Here is a 20,721-nt window from a genome sequence, read left to right as displayed (position 1 = left end):
GATTTACCATGAAACCACTGATCCGATTGCTTGGGGCAATCGCAGTTAGCTGCATCGCGCTCGCAGTGTCCGCCGTTCATGCGGCAACCCCACTGCAGCAAACCGATATTGCCGCCGTCTTCAAGCAGGAAAATCTGGAAGGGACCTTTGTGCTCCTGAACGCCCAGAACGGCGAGATCGTACGACACAACCCTGAAAGGTCGAGGCAACGCTTTCTTCCGGCATCCACCTTCAAAATCCCGAACACCTTGATCGCATTGGAATCTGGCGTCGCAATCGGGCCTGATTTCGCGCTGACCTGGAACGCCCAAGCCGACCCGCGTCAGTCGTGGTGGCCGGCCGTTTGGGCGCAGGATCACACGCTGCGAACGGCACTGCCGAATTCGGTGGTCTGGTTCTACAAGGAAATCGCACGGCGTGTCGGTCCAGAACGCATGCAGTCATACCTGAATCGCATGGGCTATGGCAACGGGGATATATCCGGCGGTATTGACCAGTTCTGGCTTAGTGGGGGCCTGGGTATCTCGGCAGAGGAACAAGTGCACTTCCTGCATCGCTTCTATTTCGGAAAGCTGGGTGTATCGGAACGCACGACGCGCGTGGTCAAGGATCTCCTGGTCCTCGAAAATACGCCGCAATACCGGCTGAGCGGCAAGACCGGATGGGCTGCACTGGAAGACAAGAGCAAGCCGCAAACAGGATGGCTTGTCGGCTATCTGGAGCGGGAAGGCCAAGTATATTTTTACGCGACTAATATCGAAATTCGGAAGGATGAAGATGCAGCGGCACGGCACCGGATTACGAAGACTATCCTGCGCAATCTCGGCTTGCTGCAATAATTGGAGCGGATACGGGACTGAACGGCTCGCCGAAATACAGGATGCCGGCCTGTCTCGGTCAGGCCGGCATCTTTGTCAGCGCTCCCCATCATTGCGAAGCGATCAATCGCTTATGCTTATCGCCGATGCAAGACAAGTAAGCGATCAAGGGACCAATATCCGCCGCCGCGGCCGAGCAGATACAGCAAAGCGCCGGCCCAGGAAAGATGGGTGGGCCAGGCATCCGGATACACAAAAATCTGTATGACAGCCGTCATGGCGAGCAATGCGAGTGCGGACAACCGAGTGCACAATCCCAGGATCAGTAAGATCGGAAATACGGTTTCGGCATACGCTGCCGCATGTGCGGCAAGCTCGGGAGGTACCAGCGGTAGTTTGTATTCGTCCCGGAAAAGCGTGATTGCGCTTTCATTTACCATCAGAAAACCATCGACTTTAGTGCGTCCGGACAGGAAGAATATCGACGCGATCGCAACGCGGTTGATGAGGGCCAGCAGGGAGTGACCAACCAGCCTCTCGCATTGGTCTATCATACCGCTCCATCGTGCTGGCAGGCCGTCCGGTCGCGTGGTTTGCATTGCGTTCAATGTCGGCGTATTCATGGTGTCTCCTTTTTCGTCGTGGGTACATAGGGTGCAGGAATACAAAATGCCCCTGCATCCAGCAGCGTCGCGATCAGTTTCGCAAGATCGACATCGCCTTGTTTCGCCTGGGCTGCTGCTGCCGCGCTTGCCAGTGGTTCGCCTGCTGCGCAGGCATCGAGAAACGAGCAGTGGGCTGCGCTGATTGCAGTCGAGCGAACCGCGGCCGCTTGGCGGACGAGTAGAGCACCTTCGCCCTGCCAGACAGGATCGCTGCCGGCGTCGTCAGTTTCGCGATTGCGTTGCCAGATCGTGTAGACGGGGATGTCGTCAAACCATTTCCAGCGACATGAAGCGCGCGGTTGCAAAACGGCAAGCGCCAGCGTATCCGGCTTCAGGGACGACAGGCAGACTGGATCGAGCGCCGTATCGTCCGCGGAGGTATGACTTTCGATCCAAAAGCGATCAAGTTGCGCGACACCGGAAAGGTAGGGTAGGTCATCCGCGGGCGGAAAGTTTTCAAGGAAGTGCGGGAAATGCTCACCGTAAAACAAGAGGCGAGCGTCCTGTGGCTTGTGTTCTTGCAGATAAAGCGCGGCAGCGGCACGGAACCACTCCTCTCCCACCAGCTTCGCCACCGTGGGGTAATTGGCTTGCATCGCGTCGATACAGCCTTTGTTGACCGTATTGCGATAGACGGAAAAACCCGGCTGCTCTGTCAGCGCTGCCAGCGCGGTACCGTTTTCGGTATTCGTATCGGACGCAAACAATGCATTTGACAAGGCTGCCTGAAAGCCACTGAGTGTGTAGTGGATGTTCATCGGGATGTTCATCGATTAGCCTCCTCCAGCGCTCGCTGCAGCACGGCATGCGCACGATCGCGTTCGGCTAGCATGACGGAAAATTCGGGCAACTTGTCGTCGCGCTCGATTAGCGTGGGGCATCTGCCGGCACGGGCGATAAAGCGTTCATATAGATTCCAGACTGTTTCGGCAACCGGAGCATCATGCGAATCGATCAACAAGTCAGCGCCAAACTGCCTGTCTTCCGTGTATCCGGCGAGGTGCACTTCCATCACCGCCTCGGCGGGAAAACGGTCGATATAATCGGCAGCCGAATAACCAAGGTTGCATGCCCCCACATAGACATTGTTGATATCGAGGAGCAGGCCACAACCGCTCCGGCGTACTATCTCGGCTAGAAAATCGATCTCGTCCCAAGCGTGGCCATCGATACGCAGGTAGTGGGCGGGGTTTTCAACGGCGATCCGACATCCGAGCACATCCTGCGTGCGTCCGATGTTATCGACTATGCGTCCAAGCGCTTCGCCGGAACGCGGAAACGGGAGCAGATCCGGATGATAGGTGCCGCGCCAGTTCGACCACGCCAGATGCTCGGAAATCAGCGTCGGCTCGACGCGCCGCGCAAGATCGAGAAGCCGCTGCAGGTGCGCCGGGTCAGGCGGGCAATCCGCCGCTAGCGAAAGGGCAACACCGTGCAGTGATATCGGGTGTCGGCTGCGAATGGCTTGCAGCCATGCGATGCGTGGTCCTCCGTCAACGAAATAATTTTCCGGATGGACCTCGAACCACAGCCCTTGCACCGAGCAGGCAAGGGCCTCTTCGTAGTGGGCGGGCTTGAGGCCGAGGCCAACGGTGAGCGATTGACACATCGACATGGCGGCGGTCCATGCGTCAGGACTTGATCGGCGAGAGAGAACCGCTGCCCTTTGGAGTCTTGATCGACGTGCAGGTACCGGCGGGAACGTTCGTCCATGCGTTGCCCTGATAATCGACCTTCGACGTGCCAGCGCAAGTGGTCCCGGCACCAGCGGCGCAGTCATTCTTGCCGGCCATTGCCACGCCGTAGCACTTTTCCATGGCAGGCTTGTTGTCCATCATCTGCTTTTCCTTCTCCATTTTGTCTTGCGCGCTAGCGATTCCGGACGAGAGTGCAGCGAGGGTAATGGCGGTTGCGGCGAAAAAACGGGTTTGCATGATTGGTGCTCCTGTAAAATGAATTGACATATCGACCGCCATCGCCGGGATCGTTCCAGCTAGTCGGTCTGCATGCTAATTCGTAAAAAAACAGAAGGTGGTTACACGGATGGCAAAAAAGATTTTTGGATATTTTTTCTTCCGCGTTGTAACCGAATAACCCTCTCCAACGAATGAATAGTCAACTGGCGCGCGCATGAACGAGGAGCATTTACGCAATCTGATGGTCAGGGGACTGGCTGGCGACCGCGCGGTCTATGAGCAGTTCTTGAAGGAGCTAAGTGCCCATCTGCGCGCTTTTTTCCGGCGTCGGCTTGCTCGTCTGCCGGATGAAGTGGAAGACCTGGTCCAGGAGACTTTGCTTGCCGTGCACAACCAGCGTCATACCTATGAGTTCAACCAGCCGCTCACGGCCTGGATACATGCAATTGCACGTTACAAGCTGATCGATATGCTGCGCCGTCGTGCACACCATGATGCACTGAACGACCCGCTGGACGACGAGACGGAAATTCTGTCTAGAAGCGATGAGGAAGCGATGGACGCCCACCGCGACATGGCCAAACTGCTGCAACAGTTACCGGACCGACATCGCTTACCTATCCAGTATGTCAAATTGAATGGACTGTCGATCGCCGAGGCCGCAAATGCGACCGGCATGTCTGAGTCTGCCATTAAAGTTGGCGTGCATCGCGGCTTGAAGGCACTGGCGGCAATGATAAGAGGTCAGCAATGAAAACGGATGAATTGATTGCCATGATCGCCGCTGTCGCCGTTCCGGTTAAAACCGGCGCTGCCTCGCGCCGATTGCGCTATGCATTGGCGTGGGGCATTCCCAGCGCCCTGTTACTGATGGCAACTATCCTTGGCGTTCGCCCTGACATCTGGCAAGCCGCGACGATTCCGATGTTCTGGCTCAAAGTGTTGTTTCCGACAGCGGTTGCGCTCGTATCCTTCGGCCTTGCTCAAAGGCTGTCCAGACCCGGCGCAGGCCTCGGATGGCTACCCGCCATACTGGCCGGACTGTTCATCGCGATATGGCTATTGGGAGTATTTGTCGTTGCACAGGCCGACGTTTCCAAACGTAGCGAACTGGTCTTCGGTGAATCATGGGCCACCTGCCCGTTCAGCATCACGCTTCTTTCGGTGCCGCTGTTCGTCGCCACCATGTGGGCTATTAAGGGACTGGCCCCGACACGGCTGACGCTGGCAGGTGCCGCGGCTGGCCTGCTCGCCGGCGGTGCAGCATCCACAGTTTATGCTTTGCATTGTCCGGAAATGACAGCGCCATTTATTGGCATCTGGTATGTGGGTGGAATGATGATTCCAACTGCAATAGGTGCCATCATGGGACCGAGGCTTCTGCGCTGGTGACGCTGCCGCACTCGGGAGCAGTGAAACAATCGACATGCCCCTACCTATTTGGTTTGGAAATTAAATGGACATTCAAGCAACGATTCCTGTCGCAAACTTTGCCATTGGAACGAAACATACTCTCATGGAATGGCAGTCCGGCTCGATGAGGTTTAACGTCGGCTAGCTTTTATAAGCTAAACTAGTGTGAACTAACTATTCTCAGTAGATGCATAAGTTCTTTTCATCAATTTTTCTGTTCGTGGCGCGCGCACTTCTTGTGACGATTTTTTCGTCGGGAATTGCCATGGCTGCGTACGTTTGTCCGGAGCTGGTAAAACCGCCGATGACGGAAATGATGGAAGGTATGCCTTGTGCCGACATGGACAAGGAAAAGCCGGTCCATTGCGCGGAGTTCCAAGCGGGCGACGAGCTGGCTTTGGAACACCTTGCATCAATCCCTAGCCTTACGCCGCCAACGATTTTATTTGCAATGCCGGCAGTTACGCCGGTTGTTCCCCTGTTCCTAACAGCTTTCTGGTCCGATTTTCCTTTGGCGCCAGTAAGCGACCCGCCTTACCTCCGAACGCAGCGACTGCGTATTTGACCTGACCCTGTGTTGCTTCACTGGCCGGCATCTAGCCGAGGCCGGTATTCGTCTCAACTACGGGGGTTTTCATGTTTTCGCATATCAAGGTGCGCCCGATCCCAGCTAATCGGGCGCATACACTATGCCACTTCAGCGTTATGTTCGTGCTGGCGTTTGGCACAACGATGGTCCAAGCCCAGCCGGGCGGACTGACGTTGAATGAGGCACTGCAACTGTCACTGCAACGCTCATCCTTGCCCAAGGCGGCGCAGGCGTCAGTCCAGGCTAGCCGAGAAGCAGCAGCCAAGGCTGGTCAGCTACCTGACCCGATGCTCAAGGCCGGCATCGAAAATGTCCCGGTGAACGGCGCTGACCGCTGGAGTACGACGCGTGATTTCATGAGCATGCGCAGAATTGGCATTGAGCAGCAATGGGTGTCTGCCGACAAGCGAGTTGCACGGTCAGAACGCGCGCGCCGTGCGACCGAGATGGAAGAAGGTAACTACCTGGCCGACGTCGCCAGGGTACGAGAAGAAACTGCCAAAGCATGGGTGAATGTTCTGTACGCACAGCGCTCACTGGCTCTGGTGCAGACACTGGAGCAACAGGCTGCCGGAGACTTGTCTGCCGTCCAGGCGTCGCACCGGGGAGCTAAAGCGGCCGCCGGGGACGTCGTGCAAGCCCAGTTGGCCCTGTCCCAAGCCAAGGATGCGACCCGCAAGCGTGAGCAAGAACTGAAGAACGCCAAACTGGCCTTGGCTCGATGGACCACCATGCCGGTGAAATCCATTGCTGACGAGACCCTCTCGCTGGTCTCCCACGTCCCGCATCTGACGTTGGAGAACCTGGAAAAGTACCACCCCACGGTCATCGCGGCTCGACGCGCCATTACCCTCGCTGACGCAGAAACCACGGTGGCGACACGCGAACGTTATCCGGACTGGACTATTGAAGCAGGTTTCAGCCAGCGGCCACAATTTTCCAACATGCTCTCGGTCAGCGTCAGCATCCCACTGACGTTTAATCGGTCCGAGCGACAAGACCGCGATATTGCCGAACGCGCGGCAATGGGGACGAAGGCGCGTCTTCAGTACGAAGACGCTGTGCGCGAATCGCAGACCGAGATACAGAGCCTATCCTTCACGCTGGAGAGCTTGAAAGAGCGCCTGATGCAACTTAATGCGGAGCTGTTGCCGGCCGCCACCCAGCAGGCCGAACTTTCGATTGCTGCATACCGAGCGGGCACGGGCAGCCTAAGTGCCGTGTTTAACGCCAGAAAGATGCTGTTGGAGCAGCGGCTACAGATTATGGATCTGGAGAAAGAGGCTGCACTGACTTGGGCGAAGCTCGAGCATCACGTGTTACCGCACGAACTGGCATTCGCAGAGGGAGCAGCACAATGAAAACAAAGTTTGCATCAAAGGCAATTGCCTTGGCACTGACTGGCGCCGGCTTGGCGATCGGTGGTTACTGGGTTGGTTCTCAGGACAAAGGAAATACAGAATCGGCCACTGCGGCGAACTCGGACGTAGCCGGCGACAAAGTTGACCCAAAGACCGGGCGTAAGGTGCTTTATTGGCATGACCCGATGGTGCCTGGCCAGAAATTCGACAAACCGGGTAAGAGTCCCTTTATGGATATGCAACTGGTTCCGGTCTATGCGGATGAAGCTGGGGGCGCCGGGGGCGTGACAGTTAATCCGACGATCCAGCAGAATCTGGGCATTCGATTTGCAACTGTCCGTCGTGAAGAAACCAGGGATGCATTTGAGCTGGTCGGCACCACGCAATTCGACGAAAGCGTCGCTGAAGTCGTGCAAAGCCGTGTCACCGGCTATATTGAGCGACTCCATGCTCGGGCGCCGATGCAGCGAATCAAACGCGGGGACCCTGTTGCAACATTGTTCGTGCCGGACTGGATTGCACCACAAGAGGAGTATCTGGCCTTAAAGCGCAGCGGTAACGATGCTTTGGCATCCGCTGCGCGTGACCGTATGCGGGCGCTGTCAATTCCTGACAGCTTGGTTGCGCAGGTAGAGCGGACCGGAAAAGCACAAAACAAGCTCACGCTCACGTCTCCTATTACCGGTGTCATCACTGAACTCGCGGTCCGGGACGGTGCGATGGTGTCGCCGGGGATGACAGTCGCGAAAGTCGCTGCCCTCAACAAGGTATGGCTCCTGGCCGAAATTCCGGAACAGCAAGCCAATTCCGTCCATCCAGGAATGCAGGTGGAAGCGACGATCGCGGGTAACGCGGGCCGGAAGCATTCGGGGAAAGTACGGGAAATCCTCCCAAGCGTAAGCACTACGACCAGAACTATCCAGGCTCGACTGGAGTTGGACAATCGTGATGGCAGCCTTATCCCGGGGATGCTGATGCGCGTCCAGGTGGGCGCTGCGAAGGCAGTATCGCGCCTGCTTGTTCCGACCGAAGCAGTCATCACCAGCGGCAAACGTTCAGTCGTTCTAATCGCAGGGGAAAACAACAGCATGCAGCCGGTTGAGGTAACTACCGGGCGGGATATCGGCGATGACACGGAAATCCTGAGCGGTCTGCAGGAAGGCCAAATGGTCGTCGCCTCGGGACAATTCCTCATCGACTCCGAGGCAAAGCTGAAATCAGTTTGGCCGAAGTTTGCGGGTAACGAGCAGATAGAAGGCCAAGCGTCTTCGCAATCGACATCGGCTGCTGCGCGGATCTATCGCGGTGTAGGCAAGGTAGAGAAGATCTCCCCGGAAAGTCTCACGTTATCCCACAAGCCCATCCCTGAACTGAAGTGGCCTTCGATGACGATGGATTTTGGCAAGCCGCATTCCAACGCCTTTGCGGATGCCAAAGTGGGGCAGGATGTGGAGTTCTCGTTCAAGGAAGGCAGCGACGGCAGCTACATGCTTGAAAATGTGAAGCCGGCCGCAGGAGGAAAGAAATGATTGCCCAAATCATTCGGCACTCCATCGCCAACCGCTTCCTGGTATTGCTTGCGACGGTGATTTTAGCAGTCTGGGGCCTGTGGTCATTGGGTAAAACACCCCTGGATGCGCTACCCGACTTGTCCGATACACAGGTCATTATCCGGGCTCAGTACCCGGGCAAGGCACCCCAGATTGTCGAAGACCAGGTGACGTATCCGCTGACCACAGCGCTGCTGTCCGTCCCTGGCGTCAAGACCGTACGTGGATATTCGTTCTTTGGCGATTCATTCGTTTACGTGCTCTTTGACGACGCAACGGACTTGTACTGGGCTCGTTCCCGCGTCCTGGAGTACCTCAGTCAGGTGCAAGGCCGTTTGCCGCAAGGCGTGCGCGCCGAATTGGGGCCGGACGGGAGCGGGGTAGGCTGGGTTTTCGAGTACGCTCTGGTCGACCGCACGGGACAGAATGACTTGAGCCAACTGCGGGCGCTGAATGACTGGTTCCTGAGGTTCGAGCTCAAGACCGTACCAGATGTGGCGGAAGTAGCGAGTATCGGAGGAATGGTCCGACAGTATCAGGTCGTCTTGGACCCGGATAAATTGCGCGCCTTTGGCATCTCTCATGCTCAGGTGCTCGAGGCGCTCGGCAAGGCAAACGAGGAGGCCGGCGGCTCCGTGGTCGAGATGGCCGAGACGGAGTACATGGTGCGCTCGCGTGGATACCTGCGCTCGCTGGAGGATTTCCGGGACATCGTTCTAAATGCAAACGAAGCTGGAACCCCGGTCCTATTGCGCCATGTCGCCACTGTCCGGCTAGGCCCGGAAATGCGCCGCGGTATCGCCGAACTCAACGGGGAGGGCGAGGTCGCCGGTGGTGTCATCGTGATGCGATCAGGGAAAAATGCCTTGCAGACAATTGAAGCGGTGAAGGAGAAACTCGACACGCTCAAGATCTCTCTGCCGAAGGGAGTCGAGGTGGTCACCACTTACGACCGCTCGAACCTGATCAACGCGGCCGTCGATAACCTCCGGAATAAACTGGTTGAGGAGTTCATCGTCGTCGCCGCCGTATGCGTGATATTCCTGCTCCACCTTCGCAGCGCGCTCGTGGCAATCGTCTCCCTGCCACTGGGTATTCTTGCCGCGTTCGTCATCATGCGCTACCAAGGCGTGAATGCAAACATCATGTCTCTCGGAGGTATTGCGATTGCCGTCGGAGCCATGGTCGACGCTGCGATTGTAATGATTGAGAACGTGCACAAGCATCTCGAAGCATACGAGCATGCCCATCCGGACAACGAGCTGACCGCCCATGAACGGTGGAGGATTGTGACAGACGCCTCAACTGAGGTTGGCCCAGCACTGTTCTTTTCCCTTCTTATCGTGACCTTGTCGTTCCTGCCAGTGTTCGCTCTTGAAGCACAGGAGGGGAAACTGTTTGCGCCATTGGCTTACACCAAAACATATACGCTGGCTGCAGCAGCTGGTTTGGCTATCACGCTTGTTCCTGTGCTAATGGGTTACCTGATTCGTGGCCGCATTCCAAGCGAGGCATCCAACCCCATCAATCGCATACTCATAGCGGCATATCGACCATTGCTGGAAGGCAGCCTGCGGCACCCGGTCGCTATCATCGTGAGTGCCGTCGTCGCGCTCGCCCTTACTGCGATACCGGCCTCTCGGCTCGGCGGGGAGTTCATGCCGCCGTTGAACGAGGGAGATTTGCTGTACATGCCATCCGCACTTCCAGGTTTGTCGGCGTCCAAAGCCAGTGAGCTGTTACAGCAGACCGACCGCCTCATTAAGACAGTGCCTGAAGTAGAAACAGTCTTCGGCAAGGCAGGGCGAGCAGAATCCGCGACAGATCCGGCTCCGCTGGAGATGTTCGAGACCACCATTCAGTTCAAGCCAAGGGAGCAATGGCGTCCGGGCATGACGCCGGAAAAGCTGGTCGAGGAACTGGACCAAGTAGTGAGGGTGCCGGGCCTGTCGAACGTTTGGGTACCCCCTATCCGCAACCGCATCGACATGCTCTCGACAGGCATAAAAACGCCTGTCGGCGTGAAGATATCCGGTGCCGACCTGAATCAGATCGACCAAATAGCAAGTCAGATCGAGGCAGTTGTGAAGAAGGTGCCGGGAGTAACGTCGGCGCTGGCCGAACGTCTGAGTGGTGGACGCTATATCGACGTCACGATTGATAGAAGGCAGGCGGCACGTTATGGCCTTGCAGTGACGGATGTGCAGTCCGTGGTGTCTTCTGCCATTGGTGGAGAAAACGTTGGGGAGGTGGTTGATGGGCGACGGCGCTTTCCGATTAACGTCCGGTACCCGCGGGACTACCGCGATTCGGTACAGAACCTGCGAGAGCTTCCCCTGGTGACGGAGCGTGGCGCACAGATTCGCTTGGGCGACGTGGCACAAGTCCAGGTAACCGATGGACCGCCGATGATTCGTAGCGAGAACGCAAGGCTTTCCGGCTGGGTGTACGTCGACGTACGGGGGACCGACTTGCGCTCTGCTGTGGGCTCCATGCAGACCATGGTCCAGAAGGAGGTGAAGCTTCCACCAGGCTATTCGATAGGCTGGTCAGGGCAGTTCGAGTACATGGAGCGCGCTGCGGCCAAGCTGCAAACGGTCATTCCATTGACGCTTGCTGTCATTTTTCTTTTTCTTTACTTGGCGTTCCGCTCAGCGTCCGAGGCGCTCATCCTCATGCTGACGGTCCCTTTTGCACTTATTGGGGGATTTTGGTTTATTTGGGGTCTAGGCCATGCAGTGTCTGTCGCGACTGCGGTTGGTTTCATTGCTTTGGCGGGCTTGGCTGCCGAGTTCGGTGTAGTGATGCTGGTCTATCTGCGAAACGCTCTTGATGAACGTCTGCGAGCAGGGCATCCCCTGAGCAAAGAGGTGATCCTCGAGGCAATTCGTGAAGGGGCGGTGTTACGCGTTCGCCCCAAAGCGATGACCGTGGCAGTGATTCTTGCCGGTCTGCTGCCCATCATGTACGGAAGCGGTGCAGGTTCAGAAGTCATGCAACGAATAGCAGCTCCCATGGTGGGTGGCATGGTTACCGCACCCTTGCTGTCGCTTTTCGTTATTCCGGCAGCGTGGCGTCTTCTCCAAGAGCGGAAGTTACGTGTTGCAGTAGAAACCAAGTAAGCTTGGATAAGCCAAAGCGATTTATCCAAGAAGTAGTGACACCTATTGGAGGCCGCATTTCGGCGCAGGCTGATGCTGTCGTACAACGCTTCCTCGCACGCCTGATCCGCCAGGTTGAACCAGTGCTGCAGGAAGTGGATTCGCAGCATGCGTTCCAATCCGTTCGGCGGACGGCCGTTGCCCGGCTTAGGCTAGGAGTCTGCGCGGCAGAAATGCGTCGGCTGCAATGGGCGGAGAAAAGTCCCACTTCGACCCCGTTTCTCCGGCTGTAGCTACGGCTACAGTCCTCGAAAGCGGGATCAAACTGGGATCTTTTCCCACTCATTTCGCTTCGACGCCTTCTGCCGCGCAGACTCCTAGTGCGGCTTGACCACCGTGTTTATCTGTTGGTCCGGCTGTCCGAAGATCAGTTCAGCAGCGACCTGGCCGTCTCGAACCGCTCTGACCAATATCGGTTGGTGAGTTTATCCACACGCACCCGTCCTCGCGAGTTCGGCGCGTGGATAAACTCCCCCTTGCCAAGGTAAATGCCGACATGGGAGAACGGTCGGCCAAGGGTATTGAAGAACACTAGGTCGCCAGCCCGAAGCTGGTCGACTGCCACTTCCCGGCCCTCGCGGATGAACGAGGCTGCATTTCCTGTCAGAGGCATGCCGGCGGCCTCCCGGTACACGTAGGTTACCATTCCCGAGCAATCCAGCCCGGCCTCCGGGTTTTTCCCGCCAAACCGGTATCCGGTCTTCAGGAGCATCAAGGCATACATGGCCACTTCCCGCGCGGCCGGCGAGGCTTCACGTTCATTCTGGTATGTGTCAATGGTGCCGCGGCCAGTCGGAGCATGCGGAGCGCTACCGCATCCGGCAAGGCCGAGAAGGAGGAAGGAAAGAAGGAGGCTTCGTGTTATGCAGGTCCACATAGGTTGGCGGCGATGGCGATGGCGATGGCGACGGTATATGGCGCCTACTATACCTGCATGCCTCATGCGGCCCAAGTCTTCAGACGCTATTTGTACAGGCGATCCGCTTGCGCTCCCCAATCCAGGCCAGTATCGAGAATCGTGGCTGGAGAGCGCTGTCGTGTGCGGTAGTCACACAATGCATGAGGTCCCGCGTGAACCTGGTAAACGTCAGGCGGCAACCAGCACTGGCTGAGTAGCTCCTCTCGCGTTGTTCAAGAGCCGCTGATAGACTTCATTGGAGTCGCCTGACAACACCGTCACCGGCGCTGGCGTCACCTTGAAGCTGCATTCCTTGAACAACCGCGTTGCCTCGATTTTCAGGCTGGTGATGTGGTCTGCAGCACGCTGCACATCATCGGTGCTGCGCGGCGTAGCGGAATGAAAGACATCATCGGGCTCGGAGATTACGCCAGAGTTCATGACGATGGCTGCCATGATTGGACTTGCCTTGGTCATGGAGTACAAGAAGTTAAGATAAGCTGCTTTCTTATTATGCAGAAAATCTTCTGGCGTATAGTGCGCCGCCTTGAACTCCGGCATGGTGCCGCGCGACACGAGCGGAACTTCAAATGTCGGTACCTCGGTTGGCGGCGTAGCAGCAGTCGCCCTCGTGGCAGGTGCGACTGGCGTGGCCGGCGTATTGCTCAGGTTGCGCCACAGGGTTTTCGCTTCTGTCAGAAACGCTTTAATGCGCTTTTCTTCAAACAAGGTGTACAGCATCTTGAAAATGAACTCAAAACCAGCGAGCACCAGATCAGCAATCTTGTTTGCCAGCGCAGCGGTCGTGGCGGTCACGGCGATGGAAATCGTGCCTTTGATAATCTTCCATGCCGCTACGACCTGACGCTGCGCGATGCCGCTGTCAATGCCTGCACGGATCAGCGCAAATGCGCCATCACTGGTCACCAGTTCGGACTGCTGAATCGTGATGCTGCGCCGGGTCCATGCATCCTCGATCAGACTGGCGAGACCTTGCACTATATCGGCGCCGGCCCCGACAAAGTCCCCGGCGGCTTTACACACGAACTTGAATACAACGCCAAGTGCTTTGCCAACGAGTTCAATGAGTTCCGACACTCTCCCTGGGAACTTGTCTTTCAGTTTTTCGACCACCCAAGTCTTGAACTTTTCAAACTGCTGTTTCAAAAACCTTTTTGCCCCGCCGCCCTGTGTCTTATATTCCTCGTATTGCGTATACCCGGCATAGATGGCGCCTGCGGTTCCGGCAACGCTACCTTCCACTACCTGCATGATTTCGGCGGCCATTTCCTGACCTGACTTGTCGACAACGTCATTGACGCCCGGGATCACGCTCACCACACCGCCGATCAGATCTGTTTTCCAATCCCAATCGACCTGAATATTGGCGAGCAGGGTCAGCATCATCTTGCGCGTCATCTTTCGCGCTTCCTCATTCGAGGCGGCGCTGGCATTGCTGAGCGCATGAATCAGGTGGGTCAGCTTGAGCGTGTCGGTGATGACATTGTTGCGATTGCGCGCATCCCGGTAATCCCCGCTGATGACGCTTGTCTGTGCGACCGTGCCATTGAGTCGGTATGTAACGCCAATATATGTCTGCAGCGCGTTCATCAGGTTCTCAGCATTGCCGGCATGGGTGATTCCTTCGGCACCCGCGTATTCGATCCATGCCTTGTAGGCGCGATCTACCCTTTGCAGGCGTTCTCCGCGTGCCTTTGTCGTGTGCAGCAGTTTGCTCGACAAAAAGCCGTCCACATTGGTCGCCGCCAGCCATGCCTCATAGGTCTGCGGTGGTTCAAACGCGCATAGTCTCGTGATTTCGGTATCGGGAAATGTCGCTAGAGAAAATTTGCTTCCTGCCAGTGCGCGCTGTGACGTTACAAAGGCTGCGGTGAGCTTCTTGGGCATGCCAAAGTGCCTCTCAGATGTGATGGGTCTGAAACAAACCATCCGGAAAATACTTTTCCGGATGGAAACCATTAGTGTCAGCTTATACCAGAGGTATTTCCGGCAGTCACCTTAAAAATATGCACAGCGCACGAGCGTTTATAAAAAAGCAACTATGGGTGAAAACCCGATGATTTAGAAGCGTTGTATGCTGCGCTGTAATATATTCCGCGGTAAACCGGCCGCAAACCTGACATGATATTTTTCAATTGTCCTATTCGACAAGTTAGTACAACTCTATGAGAGCTTGCTATTGCCACACGCAAATACTGTTTGGCAAAAGCAACTTTGCAACGTTAATATTCTTTAATCTGTCCATGATTTTGCGCAATAAACATTGCAGTTGCGAAAGAGGCGCAGCAACTCAACAGTAAGAAATGGATATGCAATCTGCTCTAAAACACCGGATAAAGCGAGACATCATGGCAAGGCGAAATAATGATAATTAAAAAGCTTTTTGAAAAAATTGCTTTCCTGGCGTTGCTGCTCCTTACGTTTGGTGTTTCTGCGCAGCAGTTGCCACCCAGTAAGGCACTTGAAGAAATCGAAAAAAGAGGGACACTGCGCGTCGGCGTCAAAACAGATTTCAGACCCTATAACTGGATCAATCCCCAGGGCGAAGTGATCGGTTACGAGAGCGACATTGCTGAACTGATGGCCGCGAAGCTTGGCGTGAAACTGCAAAAGGTCAGTATTACGACGGAAAATCGTTTCCAAAAGCTGGAGCTGGGTGACGTAGACGTTCTGATTGCCACCGTGGGCGACACTGCATCCAGGCGGCAGATCGCGACGGCAGTCGAGCCGGGCTATAACGAAACGAGCGTCAATGTACTGTTCCGGCCAGACCAGGCGGTAGACACCTGGGAAAAAATTCGCGGCAATACGATTTGCGCTTTGCAGGGAAGTTACTTCAATAAGCCGATGGCCGAACGCTATCTGCTCAAACTCCAAAACTATAAAACAGTGCGCGACGCGCATCTTGCGTTAAAAGATGGGCAGTGTTCCGGTTTCTTGTACGCGACACCTGCATTGAAAAACACCATGAAGCAGCCTGAATGGGCCGGTTACAAGATGCCGCTGGCCCAGGCGCTGGTGACGCCGCTGGCGGTATTTATTGCGCGGGCTGAACGAGGCACCGAGCTTGATATCAAGCTGGGCGATATGCTTGCGGACTTGCACCGGACCGGATGGCTGATCGAGGCCAATAAAAAATGGGGCATTGAAACCACCGACTGGCTGTTGAAACAAAAAGACCTCTGGTCCCGGCGTGATGCAGCAGGACAGTACACCTGTGTCCGGAACAGTTCGGGACTCTGGTCGGCGGAATGCCGTAGCGCCGAGTACGTATCGAGTGCCGAAGTAAAGGGCTTGCAGGCAATCGGCTTATGGATAAAGGAGCAGACCGGGCTTGATCTGAACTTCATTTATGATCCGTACGACCGCAAGCATTTCGTCCAGGGTGTGTTTTACACCATGCTGCTGATTGCCTGCAGTGTTGTTGTCAGTCTCATGCTTGGCATTGCGGTAGCGGTCGCGATCGATGGAAAAGCGTCATGGATGAGCCGGACGATCTCGGCGGTCATGGCCTACGGAAGAATGACGCCGCCGCTATTGATGATGTATCTGATTTTCTTTGGATTCGGCGGCTGGCTGATGCGTGACTTCGGCGTGAAAGTGCCGGCGTTTCCCGTTGCTGCATTTTGTTTGGGGTATTACACATCCGGCCTCATCATGAGTGCATTTTTAGAGGCGGCCAAACATATCCGGACCTATGAGCCGACCTTTGTTCTTTCGTATCAGAATCTGTCGCAAACCGCAGAATATTCAAACTGGCCGATCAAGCAGGGCCTGATCAACCTGACCAAGCAAACCATGATCGCATCGGCCATTGCAATTCCGGAGCTGCTTAGCGCCAGCAGCCTGCTGATCGCAGAAAAAGGCAACATCTTCCTCATTATGACCGTATTGCTGATCACGTTTTATCTGATCACGAGTATATGGACGCAAATTTTCAACTATGTAGAAAAGAAATTGCTTTTCAAGGGGGTTCGCCATGCTCATTGATACGATCGTATTCCTGTTCACATGGACGCCATTTCTATTGCAAGGCTTTTTCTGGAACGTCTTCATCGCAGTGAGCGCTGTAGTACTGGGGACGTTTCTCGGTGCCGGATTGGCGTGGGTTCGCGTAAAGAAAGTGGGTAAGCCTGCTTTTGTCGCGGAAAAGCTTTCCAAGCTGATGCGCGGCGTGCCGACACTTGCATTGATTTTCTATGCGGTGTTTGTGTTGCCAACCGAATTCACATTGCCTGGAACGGAAATGGTCATTCATATTCCCCAATGGATCAAGGCAGTGATCGGGCTATCTGCCGCGCCCCTTGCCTTTACTTCGGAAAGCCTGGTGGTCGCTTATCGATCCTGGTCCAAAGGTGACGTTGGCGCCGCGTTGTTGTTTATTCCAACCTGGATTAACGCCTTTCTGATTTCATTTGTCGCGTCGAGCGCTTCATCATTAGTCGGTGTAAGCGAGCTGGTCAGCCGTTGCAATGTGCTGATCGCGGCAACCGGCTCCAGTGTGATGATCCCGGTCTATTTGTACTGCAGTTTGTATTTCGTGATCACCGCGATGTTTTTTACCGCGTTGATCCGGAAATTCAAGGATTCGAACTACATGCGCAATCTTCATCAGAAATTATCCATTGCCTATGCGCATAAGGCGCAAGGCACGCCAGCGGTTAGGTAATTCTGTTAACTCGATTGAAGAAACCGACAAACTTCTGGCACTTGCAGCAAAGATGAAAACGGCAAGCGAAAGTGAAAGTACAGCGTCATCTGGCAATGACCTGTAATTCAAAAAATTTCCTTGAATGCAGTGTTACTATCCATCGAGGTTATTAGTAGTCACAACCATCCAATTCACAACCAAGTTGCTCACGTATGCTTCATCCTCTGGCCAGTCTTTGGCGGCAATCCTGCCGCGTGACCTTTTACGAATCCGGTGGCCAGCCGGCAGAGGCGCTGTTCCAGAATCGGGGTCTGACAAGTCAGCAGCATGTACTGGGCGCGCGGCGCAGTTTCGCATCGGCGGATGAAGCCTTCAACTATCTGCGGTACTGGCTCAGCGAGCCAGCCGCGCGTGCCGAACTCAAGTGGGTGTTGCAGCGTTCCGGCCCATCCCTTGTCACGTCGCACGGCGGCGTGGATGGCTGGCTCTACGCGCTGGCAGGGCGCCTGAAATCGGGCGCGGTAGCCGTTCTGGAAGAACATGCACGCCACGCGCGGCCGGGGCGCCTGGTCGCGCCGCCAAGTTCCGGAGCCTCGTCTGCAGCACTGTCGGCGCTGCCCGCCCTGAGCGCACTGCCTAAGCTGCCCGTGGTTGAAAATCTTCTTCCGATTCTGGAAGATATCCGGATTGAAGGTGCCGAAGTCTTGCCGGAACTGAATCAGTCGCTGGAGCAGGTGACTGCCTCCATCTCGAGCGTCCAGTCTGCCTCATTGTCACTGGAGCCTGCACCGGCCAAAGTTGCGGACATTACCGCATCTATCGCCGAAGCGACGACGCGCACCACCACTGAGCTCAGTGAACTGTAGGCAGGTAAAGGGACGATGCAATGAAAGTAATCGAACGCTCCCTTGAGGTCTTGCCACAAAGTGCGGTGCGCATTGCGTCGTCCATGGAGACTGCCGCCACCACGGTAACCGAGCAGGGAAAGTCTTTTGCGGACGACGTCGTGGGCTGCGCGAATTCGCTCAAAGCCGATGTGTCAGCCATCGCGGAACAGATGGCCGCGATTCCTGCGATGATCGACCCGGCACCGATCCTGGACTGCTGCACCGAGGCGCTCAATACCGCTGCCAGCGATTTGCGCAAGCTGGGATCGGATGCGGCTGCAATACCGCAGCGACTGCTGGAGCAGGTCGCCACCGTGCAGCAAGTCGTCGACGAAGCCGCCAGAACAGCAAAGTCCTTGCCCGGCACAATACCGGCGCTGTCGAAACTGGTACCGGACTTTGATTCCCAGTTGACGTTCTTTCATGGCTTGCCGGCGCGTGGCGACGCCCTGGCGAGCCAGGCCCGCCGCACCACCGAAATGTTCGAGCATTATGGCCGCATGCTGATTCCGCTGTCGGAGCAATTGGCGCAGCTGGGAGCGCAGGATGTGACGGGGCGGACGATGGCGCAGGCAGTGGTGACGCAGGCAAAGGCGCTTCAGAGCGATTCGCTTGCACAGGTCCAGGCACTGCGCGGTACGCTGCAGGCCAATGTCGCCGATCTGACATTCGGCGTCGATGACGCCAGCTCAAAAGCCTTGCTGATGATCGGCGGTGCCGCAGATCTGGTCCGCAAGACAGGCTCGGATCTGATGGCGCCGCTGCAGGCGCAGATCGATTACGTCGAGCGCATGCAAGGTGCACTGAGCAACGAGGCGGCGGCCTGTGACGCCCTGTTTGACGACAGCGCAGCGCAACTGGGCCGGGTCGGAGATATCGTGTTGAAGCCCATGGCGGAGGCGCGGGCGCGGGTCGATGCGGTTATCGATCAGCTGAAAGCAGCGGCATCGAACGTCGATACCATGCTTAAAAAGGCGCTGCAGCCGATTGACGCGCTCGAAGCGCGGGCGGACACGATCAAGCAAGCGCTCGACGATGTGGTGAGCGTTGTCGGCGAAGAAGTACAACAGATACAGGGATTGCTCGCGGAGCTAGATGACGACGCTGAAAAAGCCAAAGCTGCACTGATTGCATTGCCCGAGAATTTTGCGCCCGTGCGAGCCAAAATCGCGGAAGCGGTGGCCTTGCTGGAAGAGATAAAAGGCCGCATTCCGGGCTTCGTGGCCGAGGCCAACCGGGCGCTCGATGGCGCCGCTGCCGAACTCGACCAGGCGGAGGGCCTGTGCAATAGCGCGATCGAGATTTGTACCCGCCACATGATGAAGTCGCCGCCGCTAATGATGGCGCGCACACTCTTCATGGGTGTGAAATCCATGATTCCGGGCGCCAAGACGGCAATCGCGACCGCGCGCAAGTCGGTCGATGCAGCGGGGTCGCAGGCCAGTGGATTGATGGACCAGGGAATTTCCGCAGTCGAGGTGTTGAATCCCCTGCTTGACCAGGCCATTGCCAAAGTGCAGCTTGCTATCGACAAGCTGGTCGCTTTGCTGGTCAAGCTCCAGGCGGCATTGCAACAGGTGTCCGAGATGGCCGGTGCAATTCCGCCCGAGTTGTCAACACAGCTCGACACCGCAGCTGCCGCCATGCACGATGTGCTGAACAAAGTCCGTATCACGGTCCAGGAGTGTCTGGCAAAACTGGAGTGCGAGACCCTGGTGCAGCGACTACAGCAAGAGTTATCCGCCTTGCTGGACCGGACCATTGCGACGGTGGACCAGAAGATCAGGGAAGCCAGTGCACCATTGCAGAAAGCCCTGCAGCAGGGGCGGGAAGCCGTCGGGCAGGCAGCAGAGCTTGCGCAGGAGAGCCTGCGTACCCTGCACGCGGCCCTGACCAGTGCGCAAATGCAGGCGCAGAAACCGATTCATCAGCTCGCGGAAATGATGACCTCCTGGCAGCCGCGTATTACATCGTTGAACAGCGCCGCAAAACAGCAGATTTCGCAGGCCGAGGCGAAAGTATTGGCAGTGGTAGACCAGATCGCGCAGAAGATCGCGGCCCTGACGATTGAGGTTCCGAATATACCTGTCGAAGTTCAGTCGGCCGTCAGCAAATTTTCCACGTTCGCTGCACAGATTACGACCGATGCAAAAACGGTTGCCAGCCAGGCCGGCTCGTTGAACGACTGGCAGACGATTGCGCGGCAATGCAATGACGTGATTGCGGCCAGTATCGACACAGCGTCTACAGAGGTGGCACAGGGATTGGCTGAAGTCAGGGTGGCATCCGATAATCTGCGCGCAGAGGCACAAAGCGCTTGCGAAGCTGCGGTCAATATCGAAGCGATGGTGACTGAGATTGAAGAGTCGATGACCCGCATGAAGCACGAAGCGCAAGCTGTGGCTGATGGTGCAGGCGCGGCGCTCGACGATATGGAAGGTTCACTGCAGGAAGCGAGTACTGAAGCAGAAGCGGTGGTTGACCACTATGCTCCGGTAAGCGAACAATTGCTGGAAGAGGCGCAGGCACAGTTCGACAGCGCGACGGAAATCGCTGAAGAAGCCAAAGAGGCAGAGCAGGCTCTGGCGGCAGAGATCGCTGCTGCCGAGGATAGCGTTCGCCAACCGTCGCAGGAGACGGCAGCACAGACCGAAGCGCTCAAGAATGAGGCGCAGGCAGGCATTGATGCGGCATTGGTGGAAGTCCAGGCAGTGCAGGCGCAGGTCGAGGTGGCGCGTACCGATGTGATTGCGGCAGAAGCGATTGTTGATGCCGAAGTGGTCAAGCATGG

At 56.4% G+C, this 20,721-nt stretch carries 17 protein-coding genes and 1 pseudogene; 11 read left to right on the top strand and 7 right to left on the bottom strand.

Features of this window, described 5'->3' with window-relative positions; genetic code table 11:
* Positions 1-8 precede the first annotated feature (8 nt).
* On the top strand, positions 9-839 hold the full coding sequence (gene blaOXA / locus D3871_RS23365) for a class D beta-lactamase (protein WP_119771535.1): 831 nt from the start codon (positions 9-11) through the stop codon (positions 837-839).
* A gap of 116 nt (positions 840-955) precedes the next feature.
* Here the strand turns inward: blaOXA and D3871_RS23360 are convergent, their stop codons facing one another.
* The 4 genes from D3871_RS23360 to D3871_RS23345 are packed head-to-tail and all read right to left on the bottom strand — an operon-like array spanning position 956 to position 3,417.
* On the bottom strand, positions 956-1,441 hold the full coding sequence (locus D3871_RS23360) for a DoxX family protein (protein ID WP_119771534.1): 486 nt from the start codon (positions 1,439-1,441) through the stop codon (positions 956-958).
* Entirely contained in the window at positions 1,438-2,253 is an 816-nt protein-coding gene (locus D3871_RS23355) for an HvfC/BufC N-terminal domain-containing protein (RefSeq protein ID WP_233575796.1), read from the bottom strand. The genes D3871_RS23360 and D3871_RS23355 overlap by 4 nt, the downstream gene beginning before the upstream one ends.
* Positions 2,250-3,098, bottom strand: coding sequence for an MNIO family bufferin maturase (bufB, locus tag D3871_RS23350; RefSeq protein ID WP_420799680.1), 849 nt, complete (start codon positions 3,096-3,098; stop codon positions 2,250-2,252). Before bufB ends, D3871_RS23355 begins: the two co-directional genes overlap by 4 nt.
* A gap of 16 nt (positions 3,099-3,114) precedes the next feature.
* A complete protein-coding gene (locus tag D3871_RS23345) occupies positions 3,115-3,417 on the bottom strand; it encodes a BufA1 family periplasmic bufferin-type metallophore (protein ID WP_119772731.1) in 303 nt (100 codons plus the stop codon).
* Positions 3,418-3,613: 196 nt separating this feature from the next.
* Here D3871_RS23345 and D3871_RS23340 point away from each other — a divergent pair, with 196 nt between their 5' ends.
* The 6 genes from D3871_RS23340 to D3871_RS23315 all read left to right on the top strand — a co-directional run bounded on the left by D3871_RS23340 (position 3,614) and on the right by D3871_RS23315 (position 11,434).
* On the top strand, positions 3,614-4,153 hold the full coding sequence (locus tag D3871_RS23340; RefSeq protein ID WP_119771533.1) for a sigma-70 family RNA polymerase sigma factor: 540 nt from the start codon (positions 3,614-3,616) through the stop codon (positions 4,151-4,153).
* Positions 4,150-4,791: an NrsF family protein gene (locus D3871_RS23335; protein ID WP_119771532.1), complete on the top strand. Its 642-nt coding sequence runs from the start codon at positions 4,150-4,152 to the stop codon at positions 4,789-4,791. Before D3871_RS23340 ends, D3871_RS23335 begins: the two co-directional genes overlap by 4 nt.
* A 208-nt stretch (positions 4,792-4,999) precedes the next feature.
* Entirely contained in the window at positions 5,000-5,377 is a 378-nt protein-coding gene (locus tag D3871_RS23330) for a hypothetical protein (RefSeq protein ID WP_119771531.1), read from the top strand.
* Between the two features lie 71 nt (positions 5,378-5,448).
* The gene (locus D3871_RS23325; RefSeq protein WP_119771530.1) at positions 5,449-6,762 is read left to right on the top strand and encodes a TolC family protein; all 1,314 of its coding nucleotides are present in this window, start codon (positions 5,449-5,451) and stop codon (positions 6,760-6,762) included.
* On the top strand, positions 6,759-8,291 hold the full coding sequence (locus D3871_RS23320) for an efflux RND transporter periplasmic adaptor subunit (protein WP_119771529.1): 1,533 nt from the start codon (positions 6,759-6,761) through the stop codon (positions 8,289-8,291). Before D3871_RS23325 ends, D3871_RS23320 begins: the two co-directional genes overlap by 4 nt.
* Positions 8,288-11,434, top strand: a complete 3,147-nt coding sequence (locus D3871_RS23315; RefSeq protein WP_119771528.1) for an efflux RND transporter permease subunit — start codon at positions 8,288-8,290, stop codon at positions 11,432-11,434. Before D3871_RS23320 ends, D3871_RS23315 begins: the two co-directional genes overlap by 4 nt.
* Before the next feature lie 62 nt (positions 11,435-11,496).
* Here D3871_RS23315 and D3871_RS23310 read toward each other — a convergent pair.
* The 3 genes and pseudogenes from D3871_RS23310 to D3871_RS23300 form a co-directional block, all read right to left on the bottom strand.
* Positions 11,497-11,625: pseudogene (locus D3871_RS23310) on the bottom strand (transposase); the annotation flags it as partial.
* A 215-nt stretch (positions 11,626-11,840) separates the two neighbouring features.
* Entirely contained in the window at positions 11,841-12,197 is a 357-nt protein-coding gene (locus tag D3871_RS23305; RefSeq protein WP_338016866.1) for a C40 family peptidase, read from the bottom strand.
* A gap of 363 nt (positions 12,198-12,560) precedes the next feature.
* On the bottom strand, positions 12,561-14,279 hold the full coding sequence (locus D3871_RS23300) for a hypothetical protein (RefSeq protein ID WP_119771526.1): 1,719 nt from the start codon (positions 14,277-14,279) through the stop codon (positions 12,561-12,563).
* Positions 14,280-14,756: 477 nt separating this feature from the next.
* Here D3871_RS23300 and D3871_RS23295 point away from each other — a divergent pair, with 477 nt between their 5' ends.
* From D3871_RS23295 to D3871_RS23280, 4 genes are all read left to right on the top strand, one after another.
* Positions 14,757-16,382 carry a transporter substrate-binding domain-containing protein gene (locus tag D3871_RS23295; RefSeq protein WP_119771525.1) on the top strand — a complete coding sequence of 542 codons (1,626 nt, stop codon included), beginning with the start codon at positions 14,757-14,759 and terminating at the stop codon, positions 16,380-16,382.
* Entirely contained in the window at positions 16,372-17,061 is a 690-nt protein-coding gene (locus tag D3871_RS23290) for an ABC transporter permease subunit (protein ID WP_119771524.1), read from the top strand. Before D3871_RS23295 ends, D3871_RS23290 begins: the two co-directional genes overlap by 11 nt.
* A gap of 194 nt (positions 17,062-17,255) precedes the next feature.
* The gene (locus D3871_RS23285) at positions 17,256-17,909 is read left to right on the top strand and encodes a hypothetical protein (protein WP_119771523.1); all 654 of its coding nucleotides are present in this window, start codon (positions 17,256-17,258) and stop codon (positions 17,907-17,909) included.
* 20 nt (positions 17,910-17,929) lie between these two features.
* Positions 17,930-20,721, top strand: a 2,792-nt coding sequence (locus D3871_RS23280; protein WP_119771522.1) for a coiled-coil domain-containing protein, incomplete at its 3' end; no start/stop codon positions are given.

The organism is Noviherbaspirillum saxi (assembly GCF_003591035.1).
GTDB classification, from domain to species: domain Bacteria; phylum Pseudomonadota; class Gammaproteobacteria; order Burkholderiales; family Burkholderiaceae_D; genus Noviherbaspirillum; species Noviherbaspirillum saxi.
This window is presented reverse-complemented; position numbering and strand designations above follow the sequence as displayed.

What these genes read in the sequence shown, in the direction of transcription:
- blaOXA (WP_119771535.1), top strand. Translation starts at nt 9, where the DNA reads ATGAAACCACTGATCCGATTGCTTGGGGCAATCGCAGTTAGCTGCATC.
- D3871_RS23360 (WP_119771534.1), bottom strand. Translation starts at nt 1,441, where the DNA reads ATGAATACGCCGACATTGAACGCAATGCAAACCACGCGACCGGACGGC.
- D3871_RS23355 (WP_233575796.1), bottom strand. Translation starts at nt 2,253, where the DNA reads ATGAACATCCCGATGAACATCCACTACACACTCAGTGGCTTTCAGGCA.
- bufB (WP_420799680.1), bottom strand. Translation starts at nt 3,098, where the DNA reads ATGTCGATGTGTCAATCGCTCACCGTTGGCCTCGGCCTCAAGCCCGCC.
- D3871_RS23345 (WP_119772731.1), bottom strand. Translation starts at nt 3,417, where the DNA reads ATGCAAACCCGTTTTTTCGCCGCAACCGCCATTACCCTCGCTGCACTC.
- D3871_RS23340 (WP_119771533.1), top strand. Translation starts at nt 3,614, where the DNA reads ATGAACGAGGAGCATTTACGCAATCTGATGGTCAGGGGACTGGCTGGC.
- D3871_RS23335 (WP_119771532.1), top strand. Translation starts at nt 4,150, where the DNA reads ATGAAAACGGATGAATTGATTGCCATGATCGCCGCTGTCGCCGTTCCG.
- D3871_RS23330 (WP_119771531.1), top strand. Translation starts at nt 5,000, where the DNA reads ATGCATAAGTTCTTTTCATCAATTTTTCTGTTCGTGGCGCGCGCACTT.
- D3871_RS23325 (WP_119771530.1), top strand. Translation starts at nt 5,449, where the DNA reads ATGTTTTCGCATATCAAGGTGCGCCCGATCCCAGCTAATCGGGCGCAT.
- D3871_RS23320 (WP_119771529.1), top strand. Translation starts at nt 6,759, where the DNA reads ATGAAAACAAAGTTTGCATCAAAGGCAATTGCCTTGGCACTGACTGGC.
- D3871_RS23315 (WP_119771528.1), top strand. Translation starts at nt 8,288, where the DNA reads ATGATTGCCCAAATCATTCGGCACTCCATCGCCAACCGCTTCCTGGTA.
- D3871_RS23305 (WP_338016866.1), bottom strand. Translation starts at nt 12,197, where the DNA reads ATGTATGCCTTGATGCTCCTGAAGACCGGATACCGGTTTGGCGGGAAA.
- D3871_RS23300 (WP_119771526.1), bottom strand. Translation starts at nt 14,279, where the DNA reads ATGCCCAAGAAGCTCACCGCAGCCTTTGTAACGTCACAGCGCGCACTG.
- D3871_RS23295 (WP_119771525.1), top strand. Translation starts at nt 14,757, where the DNA reads ATGATAATTAAAAAGCTTTTTGAAAAAATTGCTTTCCTGGCGTTGCTG.
- D3871_RS23290 (WP_119771524.1), top strand. Translation starts at nt 16,372, where the DNA reads ATGCTCATTGATACGATCGTATTCCTGTTCACATGGACGCCATTTCTA.
- D3871_RS23285 (WP_119771523.1), top strand. Translation starts at nt 17,256, where the DNA reads ATGCTTCATCCTCTGGCCAGTCTTTGGCGGCAATCCTGCCGCGTGACC.